A 17,999-nucleotide genomic window follows, 5' to 3' on the forward strand; every position below is an offset into this window, starting at 1 on the left:
CGACAGGTGATCGACGCGTACGAGGATCCCGGCACGCCCGACGCGCGGGGCGGCTGGTGGTACCTGTGGTGGCTGGTGCGGTGCCAGGCGGGCCGGTGCGCCCTCGGGGCGGTGATCGCCAGTACCTGGATGGTGCTGCTGGCCGCGACGCCGTACCTGATGGCCAAGGCGATCGACGAGGGTCTGGAACCGGGCGACCTCGGCGCGCTGACCGGCTGGTCCGCGGTCCTCTTCGTGGTGGGGTCGTTCAACGCGTGGCTGAGCATCATGCGGCACCGCACGATGACCCGGGTGCGGATGGACGCCAACTTCCGCACGGTGAAGGTCGTCGTCGGCCACGCCGTCCGGCTCGGCGCCGCCCTGTCACGCCGGGCGGGCGCCGGGGAGGTCGTCACGATCGGAGTGGGCGACGTACAGACGATCGCCCAGGCCCTGACCGTGGTCGGCCCGGGTGTCGGGGCCGTCATCGCCTATCTGACGATCGCCGGACTGCTGGTCTCGGTCTCACCGCTGATCGCGGCCGTGGTGCTGCTGGGCATCCCCGCGATCGTCGTCCTCGTCGGCCCTCTCCTCGCCCGTCTCCAGGGCACGGAGACCGAGTACCGCGAGCGGCAGGGCGTCCTCACCGCCCGCATCGCCGACCTCGCGAGCGGCCTCCGCGTCCTCAACGGCCTCGGCGGCAAGGGCCTGGTCGCGGACGCCTTCCACCGCGACTCCCAGCATCTGCGCGCGCAGGGCTACCGCGTCGGCGCGGTCACCAGCTGGGTCCAGTCCCTCGGCGTGGGCCTCCCGACGGTCTTCCTGTCCGTGGTGACCTGGCTGGCCGCCCGCCTCGCCGCCCAGGGCGACATCACCGTGGGCGAGCTGGTCTCGGTCTACGGCTATGTCGCGGTCCTGGTGGGCCCGGTGGCGTTCTGGGTCGAGTGCGGCTACATGCTGAGCCGGGGCGTGGTGGCGGCCAGCCGCGTCGTACGTTTCCTGCGCCTGGAGCCGATGGAGGACGCGGGCACAAGGCCGGCTCCCGCGGAACCGTCGGTACTCCACGACCCCGAGTCGGGCGTGAAAGTCCGACCGGGCCGCCTGACAGCACTGGCGAGCGCACATCCGGCGGACGCGGCAACGGTGATCGACCGCCTGGGCAGATACACCCCGTCGCGAACGACCTGGGGCGAAATCCCCCTGGACGAGATCCCGTTGACGCAGATCCGCGCCCGCATCCTGGTGGCGGACCACGAGGCGGACGTATTCGCGGACACCCTGCGCAACGTAATAGACGGCGCCGGAGACGCCCTTAGGGGCGCGGGGAACTGCGCGACCAGCCACAACGAACCCGCAGACGCCATGCGACAACCCGAGGCACCCCCTGAAGCGCAGATCTCCCGAGCCCTCCACGCAGCGGTAGCGGACGACATAGTCCAGGCCCTCCCGGACGCCCTGGACTCACAGATCGACGCCCAGGCCCGCAACCTCTCCGGCGGTCAACGCCAACGCATCCGCCTCGCAAGAGCCCTCGCCGCCGACCCGGAAGTACTCCTCGCCACAGAACCCACCTCGGCCCTGGACGCCCACACCGAGGCCCGCGTCGCCGACCGACTCCGCGCCGCCCGCGACGGTCGTACCACCGTCGTCACCACCACCTCCCCCCTGGTCCTGGACCACATGGACACCGTCCTCTACCTGGTCGACGGCAAGGTCGCAGCCACCGGCACCCACCGCCGGCTCCTCGACACCACCCCCGGCTACCGCCAGCTCGTCGCCAGGGACACCGACTCCGAGGAGGCCGTACGGTGACGTCCGGACACCTGCCCGTCGCCGAACCCGCGGACGTACGCAAGGCCTCGCTCCGCCTGATCCGGGCCGACGGCCAAGCCTTCACCGCCGCCCTCGCCCTCAACGCACTGGCCGCGATCACCGGCCTCGGCGGCCCCTGGCTGCTCGGCAGAATCATCGACGAGGTCCGCGCGGGCAGCGGAGTGGGCGCCGTGGACCGGCTCGCCCTCGCCCTGCTGGTGTGCTCCCTCGCGGAGTTGCTGCTCGCCCGCTGGGCCCGTTACGTGGGCCACCGCTTCGGCGAACGCACCCTCGCCCGTGTCCGCGAGGAGTTCGTGGACCGCACGCTCGCCCTGCCCGCGTCCGTGGTGGAACGCGCGGGAACGGGCGACCTCACCGCCCGCGGTACGGCGGACGTGGCCACGGTCGGCACGACACTGCGCGACGCCGGTCCCGACCTGTTCATCAACTCCGTACGGTTCCTGTTCGCGCTCGTCGCCATCTTCCTGATCGATCCCGTCCTCGGCGCCGTGGGCGTACTCGGCCTCACCCCGATCTGGTTCGCCCTGCGCTGGTATCTGCGCCGGGCCCGGGAGGGCTATCTCGCCGAGGGCGCGGCGACCTCGGACGTCGCCGAGATCGTCGCGGCGACGGCGGCGGGCGCCCGTACGGTGGAGGCGCTCCGGCTGGAGGAGCGGCGTGTCCGGGCCGGCCGGGACACCCTCGAGACCGCCCGGCGCACCCGCTTCCACACCCTCTACCTGCGCAGCGTGTTCTTCCCCTCGGTGGAGGTGTCGTACATCATCCCCATCACCGGGATCCTGATCATCGGCGGACTCCTGCACACGCACGGGGCGATGAGCCTGGGCTCGGTCGTGGCGGCCGCCCTCTATCTCAACCAGCTGGTCAACCCGCTCGACCAGATCCTGGTCCGGGTCGAGCAACTACAGAGCGCCAGTGCCTCGTTCGCCCGCGTGGAGGGGCTGGCGCGCGCTCCGCGGGCCACCGATGCCAAGGTCCTGTCCCCGGCCGGTGACCGGATCGACGTGACCGGCGTGCGGTATTCCTACGGCCGGGGCGGCGAGGTGCTGCACGGGGTCGATCTGACGGTACGGCCCGGGGAGCGGCTCGCGGTCGTGGGGCCGTCCGGTGCCGGGAAGACCACGCTCAGCCGGCTCATCGCGGGCGTCGACGCGCCCAGCGCGGGCAGCGTGACGGTCGGCGGGGTGCCCGTCGTCGAGCTCGGCCCCGAGCAGCTGCGCCGCCAGGTCGTCCTGGTCACGCAGGAGCACCATGTGTTCCTGGGCTCGGTCCGGGACAATCTGCTGATCGCCGAACCGTCCGCCGGGGACGAGGAGTTGTGGTCCGCGCTGGCCGCGGTCGGCGCCGACGCCTGGGTGCGGGAGCTGCCCGACGGCCTCGACACCGCGCTGGGCGACGGCGGTCGCCCCACCGACGGCTCGCAGGCCCAGCAGCTGGCCCTGGCCCGGGTGGTCCTGGCCGACCCGCACACCCTGATCCTCGACGAGGCCACGGCGTTGCTCGACCCGACCGCCGCCCGGCACACCGAGCGCGCCCTGGCCGCCGTACTGGAGGGACGTACCGTCATCGCGATCGCGCACCGGCTGCACACCGCGCACGACGCGGACCGGGTGGCGGTGATGGAGGACGGGCTGCTCACCGAACTGGGCTCGCACGAGGAGCTGGTGGCGGCGGACGGGGCGTACGCGGCGCTGTGGCACTCGTGGCACGGGGACCGGCCATCCTGACGAGCAGGCAAATTGCCCGTATAACGAACATGACCATCCGGGCAACGGACGATTTCCAGCCAACTTCCTGACGCGCTCCTGACAGAAACCGCGAACTGCTGCCACTCTTCCCACGGCCCCGTCACAGCAACCCCACAGCACCCGCACAGCGCTGTGCCGCGGCCGAACTCCCGCACGCGCAATTCCCGTTCTGCCCGGCCGGCCCACCCGCCGCCCGGTCTCCCCCGGCCGCGCGACCCGCGGCCCGCAGACGCAGGAGTCAGTGTTGAGAGCGAGTTCCTCCCACAGACGCACCTCCCACACCATGCCCCGCCGGGCCGCCGCAGTGGCCCTGGTCGGCGTGTCCGCCCTGATCGCCGCGGCCGTCCAGTCGGGCGCCGCGTCCGCAGCCCCGGAGAAGGCACCGTCGGCCGCGGGCAAGGTCATACCGGGCGCCGAGTCCGTCAAACTCACCCCCGCCCAGCGCGCCGAGCTGATCCGCACGGCCAACGCCACCAAGGCGGACACCGCCAAGGAACTGGGCCTGGGCGCCAAGGAGAAGCTGGTCGTCCGTGACGTCCTCAAGGACGGCAACGGAACCCTCCACACCCGCTACGAGCGCACCTACGACGGTCTGCCCGTCCTCGGCGGCGACCTCGTCGTGGAGTCCACGAAGGCCGACGCGACCGAGTCCGTCGTGAAGGCGACCCGCGCCGCCATCAAGCCGGCCACCACCACGGCCGCCGTCTCCGCCGCCAAGGCCAAGAGCCAGGCCCTCGGCGCCGCGAAGGCGGAGGACGCCAAGAGCCCCGCCGTCAACCGCGCCCCGCGCAAGGTGATCTGGGCGGGCGACGGCAAGCCGACCCTGGCGTACGAGACGGTCGTGGGCGGCTTCCAGCACGACGGCACCCCGCAGGAGCTGCACGTCGTCACGGACGCGGCGACCGGCGCGAAGCTGTACGAGTGGGAGGCCATCGAGACCGGCACCGGCAACACGGTGTACTCGGGCACGGTCACCCTCGGCACCACACAGTCCGGGTCGACCTACAACCTCACGGACGGCACCCGCGGCGGCCACAAGACGTACAACCTCAACCGCGGCACCTCCGGCACCGGCACCCTCTTCTCCGGTCCGGACGACATCTGGGGCAACGGCAGCCCGTCCAACCTGGAGTCGGCCGGCGCGGACGCGCACTACGGTGCCGCCCTGACGTGGGACTACTACAAGAACGTGCACGGCCGCAGCGGCATCCGCGGTGACGGCGTCGGGGCGTACTCCCGCGTCCACTACGGCAACAACTACGTCAACGCGTTCTGGTCCGACAGCTGCTTCTGCATGACGTACGGCGACGGCTCGGGCAACACCAACCCGCTCACGTCGATCGACGTGGCCGCACACGAGATGACCCACGGGCTCACCTCGAACACGGCCGGACTCAACTACAGCGGCGAGTCCGGCGGTCTGAACGAGGCGACCTCGGACATCTTCGGTTCGACCGTCGAGTTCTACGCCAACAACTCCTCCGACGTCGGTGACTACCTCATCGGCGAGGAGATCAACATCAACGGCGACGGCACGCCGCTGCGGTACATGGACCAGCCGAGCAAGGACGGCTCGTCGTACAACAACTGGACGTCCAGCATCGGCAACGCCGACGTGCACTACTCGTCCGGACCGGCGAACCACTTCTTCTACCTCCTGTCCGAGGGCAGCGGCGCCAAGACCATCAACGGCGTCAGCTACAACTCGCCCACCGCGGACGGCCTTCCGGTCACCGGTATCGGCCGCGACAAGGCGGAGAAGATCTGGTTCCGCGCGCTGACCACGAAGTTCACCTCCACGACCAACTACGCGGCGGCCCGCACCGGCACCCTCGCGGCGACGGGTGAGCTGTACGGCACGACGAGCGCGGAGTACACGGCGGTCCAGAACGCCTGGGCGGGCGTGGCGGTCGGTTCGCGTCCCGGCGGTGGCGGTGGCGGCGGCACCTCCTTCGAGAGCACGACCGACGTATCGATTCCGGACAACGGGGCCGCGGTGACGTCCCCGATCACGGTGTCCGGCCGTACGGGCAACGCGCCGTCGAACCTCGCGGTCGCGGTCGACATCGTGCACACCTACATCGGTGACCTCCAGGTCCAGCTGGTCGCCCCCGACGGCTCGGCGTACACGCTGAAGGCGTACGGCACCGGTGGGAGCACGGACAACCTCAACACCACCTACACGGTGAACGCGTCCTCCGAAGTCGCCAACGGGACCTGGCTGTTGAGGGTTCAGGACAACGCGGCGATCGACACCGGCTACATCAACAGCTGGAAGCTCACCTTCCCGTAGACCGGGTGGGTGCCGATCGGCTGAAGGACAGGGCGCCGTCCCGGTGGTTCGACTCCCCGGGGCGGCGCCCTCTTTTTGCCAGCGCCTTACCGAGGGCTTGTTGGGCCTTTGCCGAGGTCAAGTCGCTTTACATTGCGGCAATGTTCACTCAGTCGCTGGTTTTCGGCCAACATCACGACGGGGTCATGACATTTATGCGGCCCTGATGCCACTCTTCCTCACACCCGCCGCACAACTTCACAACCACCCCGGCCGGTTGCCCCACAGCCGTCCGGGCTCCCCCACTAAGGAGCTTGTGTGACCCCCGTCTACGCGCGTCGCAAGCACACCACTCTGGCCATCGCCACCGCTGTCGCGGCCGGAGCTCTCCTCGCCACCGGTCTGACCACCGGCAGCGCCGCGGCGCAGAGCCCGGCGGAAGCCACCGGCAAGGCCACCCTCGCCGCCGCCCCCCTCCAGCTGTCTCCCGCCGCGCGCACCACGCTCATCAAGCAGCAGCAGGCCGACGCCTCCGACACCGCCCGGGAGATAGGCCTCGGCGCCAAGGAGAAGCTGGTCGTCAAGGACGTCGTGAAGGACGCCGACGGCACCGTCCACACCCGTTACGAGCGCACCTACGCCGGTCTGCCGGTCCTCGGTGGCGACCTGGTCGTCCACGAGTCGAAGTCCGGTGCGGCCAAGGGCGTGTCCAAGGCGACGACCAGAACCATCAAGGTCTCCTCCCTGACCCCGAAGCTCACCGTCGCCAAGGCCGAGAAGCAGGCGCTGACCATCGCCAAGGCCGCGGGCTCGGAGAAGACCGCCGCCGACGGCGCGCGCAAGGTCGTCTGGGCCGGCTCGGGCACCCCCGTCCTCGCCTACGAGACGATCGTCGGCGGCTTCCAGGACGACGGCACCCCCAACCAGTTGCACGTCATCACCGACGCGGCCACCGGCAAGAAGCTCTTCGAGTACCAGGGCATCGAGAACGCGACCGGCACCGGCAAGAGCCTGTACTCGGGCACGGTCAGCCTGGAGACCACCCTGTCGGGCTCGACGTACCAGCTGACCGACGGCACGCGCGGCAGCCACAAGACGTACAACAAGGCCCACGGCACCAGCTCCTCCGCGGGCACGCTCTTCACGGACGCCGACAACACGTGGGGCACCGGAGCCGCCTCCAGCTCCACCACCGACCAGACGGCGGCCGTCGACGCCGCCTACGGCGCGGCGACCACCTGGGACTTCTACAAGTCCACCTTCGGCCGCTCCGGCATCAAGAACAACGGGGTCGCGGCCTACTCCCGGGTCCACTACGGCAACGCGTACGTCAACGCGTTCTGGGACGACAGCTGCTTCTGCATGACGTACGGCGACGGCGAGACCAACACGCACCCGCTGACCTCGCTGGACGTGGCCGGCCACGAGATGAGCCACGGTGTCACCTCGAACACGGCCGGTCTGAACTACAGCGGTGAGTCCGGCGGCCTCAACGAGGCGACCTCGGACATCTTCGGCACGGGTGTCGAGTTCTACGCGGCCAACCCCAACGACGTCGGTGACTACCTCATCGGCGAGGAGATCGACATCAACGGCGACGGCTCCCCGCTGCGCTACATGGACAAGCCCAGCAAGGACGGCGGCTCGGCGGACTCCTGGTCCTCCTCGGTCGGCAACCTGGACGTCCACTACTCGTCCGGCGTCGCGAACCACTTCTTCTACCTCCTCTCGGAGGGCAGCGGCGCGAAGACGATCAACGGCGTGAGCTACAACTCGCCCACGTCCAACAGCTCCACGGTCACCGGCATCGGCCGCGCGAAGGCGCTCCAGATCTGGTACAAGGCGCTGACGACGTACTTCACGTCGACGACCAACTACAAGGCGGCACGCACGGGCACGCTCTCGGCGGCCTCCGCCCTGTACGGCTCCACCAGCACCGAGTACAAGGCGGTCGCCGCCGCCTGGTCCGCGGTCAACGTGAGCTAGCCCGAGGGGGCTCGCTGGGCGGTACCCGGGACGAAGGCATTCCTGGGTGCCGCCCTACCCTTGTCTCCCATGTCCTTCACGTACGACGACGTAGGCGCGACCCAGCGGAACGGTTTCTGCCCGCCCGGCTTCCGCCCCCTCCACGTCCGCAACCGCATCGGCGAGGGCGAAGAGGTCTTCCGCCGCGCCTCGGAAGCGGTCCTGACCTGGGAGATGCACCGGGCGCTGGGCATGGGCATCGACGCCTCCGCGGAACGCGCGGCGCCCGACGTGGACGTCACGGTGACGCTGGCCGGCCTCATCAAGGCACCCTGCCGTGTGGTCTGGACGGTGGAGGAACACCGCCGCGCGGGCTGGGCGTACGGCACGCTCTCCGGCCACCCCGAGTGCGGCGAGGAGTCCTTCGTCGTGGACCGGACGGGGGACGGCACGGTCTGGCTCACCGTCTCCGCGTTCAGCCGGGCCGCGAAGTGGTACGCCAAGGCGGGCGGGCCGGCGACCCGGGGGTTGCAGCACGCGTATGCGCGCAGGTGCGGGGTGGTGTTGCGGCGGCTGAGCGGCGGGGACGAGGACTGAGTCCTGCCCGGGCCGCGCCAGCCGCCCGGCGAGCACCCGCGCCTGTCACCTCATCAGCACGCCCGCCGCCTCCACCACGTCCTCCGACGGCACCGCCACCAGCCCCAGCTCCGCCCCGGACGCCAGCAGCCGATGAGAGGGAAGGATGCGGACGGTGTATCCGAAGGGCCCCGTCCGGTCCAGTGACAGCGGCCCCTCGTACACCCACCGCCCCTCCGGGTCGGGCCCGCCCACGGGCTTCAGGGGAACCGTCATCGCGTCCGCGATCCGGTCCTCCTCGTCCACGCGCCCGGACACGGCCTGGACCTCGACGTCCTCGGGGCTCAGCTCACCGAGCCCCACCCGCACCCGTAGCCCGAGCGTGGACCCGAGTTCCGCCGTGGTCGTCGCGACCGACGTCTCGACGTGGTCGACGGTGACCGAGGACCAGGCGCCGCGCACCCGCGCCTTCCAGACCGCGAGCTCCCGCGCCAGGTCCGGCGTCATCGCGCGATGCGCGTGCGCGGCCGGCGTGTAGAGGCGCTCCACGTAGTCCCGGACCATGCGGCCGGCCAGCACCTTCGGGCCGAGCAAGGTCAGGGTCTGGCGGACCATCTCGATCCAGCGGTCCGGCAGCCCGCCCTGCCCCCGCTCGTAGAACCGCGGCGTCACCCGCTGCTCCAGCAGGTCGTACAGCGCCGCCGCCTCCACGTCGTCCCGGTGGTCGGGATCCGTCCCCGTGCCGTCCGCGGTCGGGATCGACCAGCCGAAGTCGGGCTGGAACCACTCGTCCCACCAGCCGTCCAGGACCGACAGGTTGAGGCAGCCGTTGAGCGCCGCCTTCATCCCTGACGTCCCGCACGCCTCCAGCGGGCGCAGCGGATTGTTCAGCCAGATGTCGCAGCCCGGGTAGAGCTTCTGCGCCATCGCCATGCCGTAGTCCGGCAGGAACACGATCCGGTGCCGCACCCTCGGGTCGTCCGCGAACCGAACCAGCTCCTGGACCAGGCGCTTTCCGCCGTCGTCCGCCGGGTGCGCCTTCCCCGCGACCACGATCTGGATCGGGCGCTCGGGGTGCAGCAGCAGGTCCATGAGACGGTCCCGGTCGCGCAGCATCAGCGTCAGTCGCTTGTACGACGGGACGCGTCGCGCGAATCCGATCGTCAGGACGTCCGGGTCCAGCACCCCGTCGATCCAGCCCAACTCGGCCGTTCCCGCGCCTCGTTGGCGCCACGACACGCGCAGGCGCTCCCGCACCTCCGTCACCAGCTGCTCGCGCAGCACCCGGCGCAGCTCCCAGATGTCCTGGTCGGGGATCTCCCCCACCGCGTCCCACCGGTCCGAGCCGCCGACCGTCAGCGCGTCCTCGGTGCGCTGGGCGCCGATCTGCCGGGCGCCGAGCCGGAAGACCTCCGGGGCGACCCAGGTCGGCGCATGCACCCCGTTCGTCACGGAGGTGATCGGCACCTCGTCGGGGTCGAATCCCGGCCAGAGTCCGGAGAACATCTCGCGGCTGACCTGCCCGTGGAGCAGCGAGACGCCGTTCGCACGCTGCCCCAGGCGCAGGCCCATCACCGCCATGTTGAACAGATTGGGCTCGCCTCCCGGGTACGTCTCCATGCCGAGCCGCAGGATCCGTTCGACGTCGATGCGCGGCAACTCGGCATCCGCCCCGAAGTGCCGGGCGACCAGTTCGCGGTCGAAGCGGTCGATGCCGGCGGGGACGGGGGTGTGGGTGGTGAAGACCGTCCCGGCCCGGACCGCCTCCAGTGCCGCGTCGAAATCGAGGCCCTGATCGCCCAGTTCGGCGATCCGCTCCAGCCCCAGGAACCCGGCGTGGCCCTCGTTGGTGTGGAAGACCTCGGGTGCGGCGTGGCCGGTCAGCCGGCAGTACGTGCGGACCGCCCGGACCCCGCCGATGCCCAGCAGCATCTCCTGGAGCAGGCGGTGCTCGCTGCCGCCGCCGTAGAGCCGGTCGGTCACCCCGCGTTCGCCGAGATCGTTCTCCTCGACGTCGGAGTCGAGCATGAGCAGGGGCACGCGGCCGACCTGGGCCAGCCAGATCCGGGCGTGCAGCTGTTTGCCGCCGGGCAGGGCCAGTGACAGCTGGGCGGGCGTGCCGTCGGCCTCCCTCAGCAACGCCACGGGCAGCTCGTTGGGGTCGAGGACGGGATAGTGCTCCTGCTGCCAGCCGTCGCGGGACAGCGACTGGCGGAAGTAGCCGTGCCGGTACAGCAGGCCCACGCCTATCAGCGGGACGCCCAGGTCACTGGCCGCCTTCAGATGGTCGCCCGCCAGGATGCCCAGACCGCCGGAGTACTGGGGCAGGGCCGCCGTGACGCCGAACTCGGGTGAGAAGTAGGCGACGGCGGCGGGGAGTTCGCCGTACTGCGCCTGGTACCAGCGCGCGCCGGAGACATAGTCGTGCAGATCGTCCGCGGCGGCCGTCAGCCGGCGCAGGAAGCGGCGGTCCTCCGCCAGCTCGGCGAGGCGCCGGGGCGGTACGTCGCCCAGCAGGCGTACGGGATCGCAGCCCGAAGCGGCCCAGCACTCCGGGTCGACCGACTGGAACAGGTCACGGGTCTCCGCATGCCAGGACCAGCGCAGATTGCGCGCGAGGTCGCTCAGCGGCCGGAGGGGTTCGGGCAGTACGGGTCGGACGGTGAAGCGACGGATAGCCTTCATTGCCACCTCGTACGACGTGCGGAGGGGGACGCACCGCGCTGTGCGCCCCGTCGTCACCGTCGACGGTATAGGGCGGCGGCCGTCGTAACCACGGTGCAGCTGAAGCAGACAGACCGGAAAACGCCGCAACCTTCACGCGCCTCCCATGGACGGTATGGCCGATTCCGCCCCCGTAGGCGTCCTTGTGGTGGCTTCGCACCCCACGAGAGGCTGCGGGTGGCGTATCGGCCACGCCGGTCGACTCCCGGTGCACCACGGCCGTCGTACGCCGAGTCGAGGAGGGGAACTCACACCATGGCACGGACGCGCACATGGCGTCTGCGCTGGGCGGGGGGCCTGACCGCGGTGACCTGTGCCGCCGCGCTTTCAGCCATCACCCTGCCCGCGCACGCCGCACCGGAGGGGAAGATACTCGGCGCCGGCACCCCCGGTTCCGTCGGGGGAAGCTACCTGGTGACTCTCAAGGGGGGAACGAAGGCTCCGTCGTCGGCGGGAAGAAGTGTCGCCGAGATGTACGGGGCGAAAATAAGCCATACCTACGGCACGGTCCTCAACGGCTATGCGGTCGAGGCCGACGAGAGACAGGCCACGTTGCTCGCCGCCGACTCCCGCGTGGCGTCGGTCACCCAGGACACCCGTGTGACCCTGGAGCACAGCCGGCGAAACCCGCCGTCCTGGGGGCTGGACCGCGTCGACCAGAAGAATCTGCCGCTGGACAAGAGCTACACCTGGCCCGAGTCCGCGGGCGCCGGAGCGACGGTGTACGTGATCGACACCGGCATCCGCATCTCGCACAAGGACTTCGCCGGACGCGCCCGCTACGGCTGGGACTTCGTCGGCGGCGACCGGACCGCGAGCGACGGGAACGGCCACGGCACCCATGTCGCCGGCACCATCGCGGGCACCGAGTACGGCGTCGCCAAGCGGGCCGAGGTCGTCGCCGTCCGTGTCCTCGACAACGCCGGCTCGGGCACGACCGCCCAGGTCATCGCGGGTATCGACTGGGTGACCAAGCACGCGAGGAAGCCCGCGGTCGCCAACGTCAGCCTCGGCGGCTACCGCAACGCCCAACTCGACGCCGCCGTACGCAACTCGATCAAGTCGGGTGTCACGTACACGGTCGCGGCGGGCAACGACGCGCTGCCGGCGAGCCTGTACTCGCCCGCGAACGTCCGGCAGGCGATCACGGTCGGCGCGAGCGACAAGAAGGACGCGCGGGCGGACTTCTCCAACTTCGGCGCCGCCCTCGACCTGTTCGCCCCGGGCGTCGCGATCACCTCGGCATCCAACAAGGCCGACACCGCCAAGGCCACCTTCTCGGGTACGTCGATGGCGTCGCCGCACGCGGCGGGCACAGCCGCGCTCTATCTGGCCGACCACCCCAAGGCCACACCCGCACAGGTGTCCAAGGCACTGGTCGCACAGGCGGTTTCCGGCAAAATCTCTGGCCGAGGGCTTGCCTCACCGAACAAACTGCTGCAGGTTCCGGTCCCGTAGCGACAGTGTGCAGGAACCGGCCCCGTTCGTCTCGAACGGGGCCGGTCTTGTGTGTAGACATACGCGTGAGTAGTTAACAAAGTGCCGGATTGCTCACCCGAATAGGGTGGGAAGGCTCCTCCGGTACAACCCCCAGCAACACCACGCAGGACCCACCTCCCCACAGCCATCCGCCCACCCACGTTGACGCGGACAGGAGCGGTCATGCCCGCCACGCACCACTCGTCAGCACCCCCGACGGCCGGCACCGAGACACCCGCCGAGCAGCACTCGGCAGCCATCCAGCCACCGCCTCCGGAGCCACCCTCCACCGGCGACGGCATCGGGCGCATACCCGTCCTCGACGTCCGTCCGATCGTCCAGCGCGGACGCCGGCCCGCGAAGGCGGTCACCGGCGAGACGTTCGAGATCTCGGCCACCGTGTTCCGCGAAGGACATGACGCGGTCGCCGCCAACGTCGTACTGAAAGACCCCGAAGGCCGCCCGGGCCCCTGGACCCCGATGCGTGAACTGGTTCCCGGCACCGACCGCTGGGGCGCCGACGTCACGGCCGGTGAACCCGGCCACTGGACCTTCCACGTCGAGGCCTGGGGCGATCCGATCAGCACCTGGCGCCACCACGCCCAGATCAAGATCCCGGCGGGCATGGACACCGACCTCGTCCTGGAGGACGGCGCGCGCCTGTACGAGCGGGCCGCCGACGGCGTCCCCAAGGGCGAGGGCCTGCGCAAGGTGATCCGCGCCGCCGTGGCGGCCCTCCGCGACGAGACCCGCCCGGCCGCGGCGCGGCTGGCGGGGGCGTTTGACGCCGGAGGTGGACGCGGTGCTGGCGCGGTATCCGCTGCGGGAGCTGGTGACGGTCTCGGAGGCGCTGCCGCTGCTGGTGGAGCGGGAGCGGGCGCTGTACGGGGCCTGGTACGAGTTCTTCCCGCGCTCCGAGGGCACGCCGCAGCGCCCGCACGGTACCTTCCGCACGGCCGCGCGGCGGTTGGGGGCGATCGCGGCGATGGGGTTCGACGTGGTGTATCTGCCGCCGATCCATCCGATCGGGTCGACCTTCCGCAAGGGCCCGAACAACACCCTGTCGGCCACCGCGGACGACGTCGGGGTGCCGTGGGCGATCGGCTCCCCCGAGGGCGGCCACGACGCCATCCACCCCGACCTGGGCACGATCGAGGACTTCGACTGGTTCGTGGCCCGGGCCCGCGAGCACCGGCTCGAGATCGCGCTGGACTTCGCGCTGCAGTGTTCGCCGGACCATCCCTGGGTGCACAAGCATCCGGAGTGGTTCCATCACCGCCCCGACGGCACCATCGCCTATGCGGAGAACCCGCCGAAGAAGTACCAGGACATCTACCCGATCGCCTTCGACGCCGACATGGACGGCCTGGTCGCGGAGACGCTGCGGGTGCTGCGGTACTGGATGGAGCACGGGGTGCGGATCTTCCGGGTCGACAACCCGCACACCAAGCCGGTGGTCTTCTGGGAGCGGGTGATCGCGGAGATCAACGCCGCCGACCCGGACGTGATCTTCCTGGCCGAGGCGTTCACCCGGCCGGCGATGATGCACACCCTGGCCCAGATCGGCTTCCAGCAGTCGTACACGTATTTCACCTGGCGCAACACCAAGGAAGAACTCACCGAGTACCTGACGGAGCTGTCCGGTGAGGCGGCCGCCTACATGCGGCCCAACTTCTTCGCCAACACCCCCGACATCCTGCACGCCTGTCTCCAGCACGGCGGCCGGCCCGCCTTCGAGATCCGGGCGGTGCTGGCAGCGACCCTCTCCCCCACCTGGGGTATCTACAGCGGCTACGAACTGTGCGAGAACACCCCCCTGCGCGAGGGCAGCGAGGAATACCTCGACTCCGAGAAGTACCAGCTCCGCCACCGCGACTGGAACACCACCGACAGCATCACCCCCCTGATCACCCAGCTGAACCGGATCAGGCGAGCGAGCCCCGCACTGCGCCAGTTGCGCGATCTCCACTTCCACCACGCGGACCAGGAAGCGGTCATCGCGTACTCGAAGCGGAGCGGCTCGAACACGGTTCTGGTGGTCGTCAACCTCGACCCTCACCACACCCAGGAGGCCACGGTCTCGTTGGACATGCCGCAACTCGGCCTGGAATGGCACGAGTCGGTGCCGGTGCGCGACGAGCTCACCGGCGAGACCTATCACTGGGGCAGGGCGAACTATGTGCGCCTCGAACCGGGCACTCACCCCGCGCACATCCTCACCGTCCTGCGACCGTCCACCCCGCAGACCGGAGGGTCACCCACAATATGATCGTCAACGAGCCCGTCCAGGACACCTTCGAGGACACCCCCGCGAAGGACCGGGACCCCGACTGGTTCAAGCGTGCCGTCTTCTACGAAGTGCTGGTCCGCTCCTTCCAGGACAGCAACGGCGACGGCGTCGGCGACCTCAAGGGCCTCACCGCCAAACTCGACTACCTGCAATGGCTGGGCGTCGACTGCCTGTGGCTGCCGCCGTTCTTCCAGTCACCCCTGCGTGACGGCGGCTACGACGTCTCCAACTACACGGCTGTCCTGCCCGAGTTCGGCGACCTCGCCGACTTCGTGGAGTTCGTCGACTCCGCACACCAACGCGGCATGCGCGTCATCATCGACTTCGTCATGAACCACACCAGCGACCAGCACCCGTGGTTCCAGGAGTCCCGCAACGACCCCGACGGCCCCTACGGCGACTACTACGTCTGGGCCGACGACGACAAGCAGTACCAGGACGCCCGGATCATCTTCGTCGACACCGAGGCCTCCAACTGGACCTTCGACCCGGTCCGCAAGCAGTACTACTGGCACCGCTTCTTCTCCCACCAGCCGGACCTCAACTACGAGAACCCGGCGGTCCAGGAGGAGATCATCTCCGCGCTGCGGTTCTGGCTGGACCTCGGCATCGACGGCTTCCGCCTCGACGCGGTGCCGTACCTCTACCAGCAAGAGGGCACCAACTGCGAAAACCTTCCGGCGACCCACGAGTTCCTCAAGCGGGTCCGCAAGGAGATCGACGCGCACTATCCGGACACGGTGCTGCTGGCGGAGGCCAACCAGTGGCCCGAGGACGTCGTCGACTACTTCGGCGACTACCGGTCCGGCGGCGACGAATGCCACATGGCCTTCCACTTCCCGGTCATGCCCCGCATCTTCATGGCGGTGCGCCGCGAATCGCGCTACCCCGTCTCGGAAATCCTCGCCAAGACCCCGGCGATCCCCTCCGGCTGCCAGTGGGGCGTCTTCCTGCGCAACCACGACGAGCTCACCCTCGAGATGGTCACCGACGAAGAACGCGACTACATGTGGGCCGAATACGCCAAAGACCCCCGCATGCGCGCCAACATCGGCATCCGCCGCCGGCTCGCCACCCTGCTCGACAACGACCGCAACCAGATCGAGCTGTTCACCGCGCTGCTGCTGTCCCTGCCCGGCTCGCCGATCCTCTACTACGGCGACGAGATCGGCATGGGCGACAACATCTGGCTCGGCGACCGCGACGCCGTCCGCACCCCCATGCAGTGGACACCGGACCGCAACGCAGGTTTTTCGTCCTGTGACCCAGGACGGCTGTACCTGCCCACCATCATGGACCCCGTCTACGGCTACCAGGTCACCAACGTCGAGGCGTCGATGTCGTCGCCCTCCTCGCTGCTGCACTGGACCCGCCGCATGATCGAGATCCGAAAGCAGAACCCCGCCTTCGGCCTCGGCTCCTACACCGAACTCCCGTCGTCCAACCCCGCCGTCATCGCGTTCCTGCGCGAGTACGAGGACGACCTCGTCCTGTGCGTGCACAACTTCTCCCGCTTCGCACAGCCGACGGAGCTGGACCTGAGCACGTTCAACGGACGGCACCCGGTCGAGTTGTTCGGCGGGGTACGGTTCCCGGCCATCGGGGACCTGCCGTACTTGCTGACGCTGGCAGGGCACGGTTTCTACTGGTTCCGCCTCCGCAAGGAAGCGCTCTAGAAGCCCGGCGGGACGGTTTCCCCCGTCCCGCCCGGGGCACGCATCAGTAACACCCCGCCCACCCGGGGAAAGGACGCGACGCCATGTCGGAAGCCGTCATCCGTACTGCCACGACGAGTCCCGCCCTCCTTGCGTCTCTTGATCCACTGCTGCGGGAGTGGCTGCCACGGCAGCGGTGGTTCGCGGGCAAGGGCCGTCCGGTCACCGGGTTCTCGCTGGTCGCGGCGACCGAACTGCTCCCCGTCGACGGCAGGCTGGGCCTGTACCACCTGTTGGTGCGGGCCCATCAGCCCATGACCTCGGGCGACTGCTACCAGCTCCTCATAGGCGTGCGCGAGGCGCTGCCACCCCATCTGGCGCCCGCGCTGATCGGTCACATGGAAGAGGGCCCGCTCGCCGGACGCACGGTGTACGAGGCCCTGTACGACCCCCGGCCCGCCGAGGTGCTCCTGGAGGCGCTGCGCGCCCAGGCCCGCATCGGCGGGCTGCGCTTCGAACGGGACCCGGGCCAGGAGATCCGGCCCGGTCTGGTGCCCCGCATGGTGACCGCCGAGCAGTCGAACTCGTCGGTGGTCTACGGAGATACGTTCATTCTCAAACTGCTCCGCCGGATCGTGCCCGGCGTCAACCCCGATCTGGAGCTTCCGCTGGCGCTGGCCCGTGAGGGCTGCCCACGGGTACCGGCGCCGACGGGGTGGCTGCACGCCGACCTCGACGGGGAGTCGTACGTCCTCGGTGTGCTCCAGCCCTTCGTCCAGGGCGCGGCGGACGGCTGGGAGCTGGCGCTGCGCGAGCTGGCCAAGGGGGAGGACTTCACCGCGGAGGCGCGGGCGCTGGGGCGGGCCACCGCCGAGGTGCACACCGCGCTGGCCCGGGCGCTGCCCTCGGTGACCCTGGGCGCGGCCCAGCTGCAGCCGCTGGTCGACGGCATGACCGAGCGCCTGGAGGCGGCCGTGCAGGCGGTGCCCTCGCTGCGCCCGTACGCCCCCGGGCTGCACTCGGCCTTCACCGCGCTGGCCGACCTGGCCGCGGAGGGCCGTACCTGGACCGCGCAGCGCGTGCACGGCGATCTGCACCTGGGCCAGTGTCTGCGCTCGCCCGCCGGACAGTGGTCGCTGATCGACTTCGAGGGTGAGCCGTCGAAGCCGCTGGCCGAGCGGCGGATGCCACAGCCGCCGGCGCGGGACGTGGCGGGCATGCTCCGCTCCTTCGACTACGCCGCCCTCTCGGCCGATCCCCCGATGCCGGGCTGGGCCCACGCCTGCCGGGCCGCGTACTGCTCCGGGTACGCCGAGATCGCCGGTGCCGATCCGCGTACCGATCCCGTGCTGCTGCGGGCCTACGAGACGGACAAGGCGATCTACGAGGTCGTCTACGAGGCCCGCCACCGTCCCGACTGGCTGCCGGTGCCGATGGCCGCGATCGAGCGGTACGCCACATCCGATCTGATCTGACCC

9 protein-coding genes and 1 pseudogene are annotated in these 17,999 nt (G+C 70.2%); 9 read left to right on the plus strand and 1 reads right to left on the minus strand.

What is annotated here, in order from left to right; all coding sequences use genetic code 11:
- Positions 1-6: 6 nt before the first annotated feature.
- The 5 genes from QF037_RS15610 (at position 7) to QF037_RS15630 (ending at position 8,394) form a co-directional block, all read left to right on the plus strand.
- Positions 7-1,791 (plus strand): ABC transporter ATP-binding protein, encoded by a 1,785-nt coding sequence (locus QF037_RS15610; protein WP_307025656.1) that lies wholly within the window; start codon positions 7-9, stop codon positions 1,789-1,791.
- Positions 1,788-3,539 carry an ABC transporter ATP-binding protein gene (locus QF037_RS15615; protein WP_307025657.1) on the plus strand — a complete coding sequence of 584 codons (1,752 nt, stop codon included), beginning with the start codon at positions 1,788-1,790 and terminating at the stop codon, positions 3,537-3,539. The genes QF037_RS15610 and QF037_RS15615 overlap by 4 nt, the downstream gene beginning before the upstream one ends.
- A 304-nt stretch (positions 3,540-3,843) precedes the next feature.
- Complete coding sequence (locus tag QF037_RS15620) at positions 3,844-5,853, plus strand: M4 family metallopeptidase (protein WP_307025659.1); 2,010 nt, start codon at positions 3,844-3,846, stop codon at positions 5,851-5,853.
- 297 nt (positions 5,854-6,150) lie between these two features.
- Entirely contained in the window at positions 6,151-7,818 is a 1,668-nt protein-coding gene (locus QF037_RS15625; RefSeq protein ID WP_307025661.1) for a M4 family metallopeptidase, read from the plus strand.
- 69 nt (positions 7,819-7,887) lie between these two features.
- The gene (locus QF037_RS15630; RefSeq protein WP_307025663.1) at positions 7,888-8,394 is read left to right on the plus strand and encodes a DUF1990 family protein; all 507 of its coding nucleotides are present in this window, start codon (positions 7,888-7,890) and stop codon (positions 8,392-8,394) included.
- A gap of 45 nt (positions 8,395-8,439) precedes the next feature.
- On the opposite strand, the gene QF037_RS15635 is transcribed toward QF037_RS15630, so the two are convergent.
- Positions 8,440-11,058 carry a glycosyltransferase family 1 protein gene (locus QF037_RS15635; RefSeq protein ID WP_307025666.1) on the minus strand — a complete coding sequence of 873 codons (2,619 nt, stop codon included), beginning with the start codon at positions 11,056-11,058 and terminating at the stop codon, positions 8,440-8,442.
- A gap of 294 nt (positions 11,059-11,352) precedes the next feature.
- Between QF037_RS15635 and QF037_RS15640 the strand changes: the two genes are divergently transcribed.
- The 4 genes and pseudogenes from QF037_RS15640 (at position 11,353) to QF037_RS15655 (ending at position 17,996) form a co-directional block, all read left to right on the plus strand.
- On the plus strand, positions 11,353-12,555 hold the full coding sequence (locus tag QF037_RS15640; protein ID WP_307025668.1) for a S8 family peptidase: 1,203 nt from the start codon (positions 11,353-11,355) through the stop codon (positions 12,553-12,555).
- A 204-nt stretch (positions 12,556-12,759) separates the two neighbouring features.
- Positions 12,760-14,845: pseudogene (locus tag QF037_RS15645) on the plus strand (alpha-1,4-glucan--maltose-1-phosphate maltosyltransferase).
- The gene (treS, locus tag QF037_RS15650; protein WP_307025671.1) at positions 14,842-16,542 is read left to right on the plus strand and encodes a maltose alpha-D-glucosyltransferase; all 1,701 of its coding nucleotides are present in this window, start codon (positions 14,842-14,844) and stop codon (positions 16,540-16,542) included. The pseudogene QF037_RS15645 and the gene treS overlap by 4 nt, the downstream one beginning before the upstream one ends.
- An 83-nt stretch (positions 16,543-16,625) precedes the next feature.
- Positions 16,626-17,996, plus strand: a complete 1,371-nt coding sequence (locus QF037_RS15655) for a maltokinase N-terminal cap-like domain-containing protein (RefSeq protein ID WP_307025672.1) — start codon at positions 16,626-16,628, stop codon at positions 17,994-17,996.
- The last annotated feature ends 3 nt before the right edge of the window (positions 17,997-17,999 follow it).

Origin of the sequence: Streptomyces canus (assembly GCF_030815415.1) — a bacterium.
GTDB lineage: Bacteria > Actinomycetota > Actinomycetes > Streptomycetales > Streptomycetaceae > Streptomyces > Streptomyces canus_F.

Excerpts from the sequence above, each read along its gene's own strand:
- QF037_RS15620 (WP_307025659.1), top strand. The coding sequence starts at position 3,844 with ATGCCCCGCCGGGCCGCCGCAGTGGCCCTGGTCGGCGTGTCCGCCCTG.
- QF037_RS15630 (WP_307025663.1), top strand. The coding sequence starts at position 7,888 with ATGTCCTTCACGTACGACGACGTAGGCGCGACCCAGCGGAACGGTTTC.
- QF037_RS15635 (WP_307025666.1), bottom strand. The coding sequence starts at position 11,058 with ATGAAGGCTATCCGTCGCTTCACCGTCCGACCCGTACTGCCCGAACCC.
- QF037_RS15640 (WP_307025668.1), top strand. The coding sequence starts at position 11,353 with ATGGCACGGACGCGCACATGGCGTCTGCGCTGGGCGGGGGGCCTGACC.
- treS (WP_307025671.1), top strand. The coding sequence starts at position 14,842 with ATGATCGTCAACGAGCCCGTCCAGGACACCTTCGAGGACACCCCCGCG.
- QF037_RS15655 (WP_307025672.1), top strand. The coding sequence starts at position 16,626 with ATGTCGGAAGCCGTCATCCGTACTGCCACGACGAGTCCCGCCCTCCTT.